The sequence below is a fragment of the Nocardioides luteus genome (genome assembly GCF_014648595.1).
Classification (GTDB): Bacteria; Actinomycetota; Actinomycetes; order Propionibacteriales; family Nocardioidaceae; genus Nocardioides; species Nocardioides luteus.
Window position 1 is genome coordinate 1 of record NZ_BMRK01000015.1, and the last position, 748, is coordinate 748.

Sequence of the window (748 nt, forward strand, 5' to 3'; positions counted from 1 at the left end):
CGCCTCCGCCCAGGGGCTCCGGCGGCTCGACCAGCGGGGGCGGGGTCCCTACCTACCCCCACGTCGGCTCTTTCGAAGCCCCATGAGCCCGCGCCACACCCCTCGCCGCCGCCCCGATATCGGCGGAATCTTTTTCTCGATCGGGTGCCGGGTCAAGGACCGCGAAGCGGCCGCGCAAGCGGCGGGCGTAGCCCGTCCTTGACGCGGTGCGCGATCGAGAGACACTGAGAGATCGGGTCGGCGGCGAACCTGGGAACGAAAGAACAGCCGCTTAGCGATGTCCACACGCAGGGGTGGTCTCGACAAGCTCGACCACCGGGGGCCGGGTCTCGACCAGCGTGGGCGAGGACCCGTGCCCTGGCTCGACATCGGCTCTTCGCACCGCATGAGCCCGCGCCACACCCGTCGCCGCCGCCCCGACATAGGCGGAATCTTTTCTCGATCGGGGGCCGGGTCAAGGATGGCGAAGCGGTCGGCGAAGCCGGCGCCGAAGGCGTCCTTGACGCGGTGCGTGGTCGAGAAACACTCAGAGATCGGGTCGGCGGCGGACCTGGGAGCGAAAAACACAGTCGCTTAGCGATGTCCGCACGCGCGTGGTCTCGACAAGGTCGACCACCGGTGGGGCGGTGCGTCCGCGAAAGGGGTCTCGACAGGCTCGACCTCCGGGGGCTTGGGTCTTGGAGCGATCATCCACGGCACGGACCGTGTTGGTCTCGACACGCCTCCGCCCAGGGGCTCCGGCGGCTCG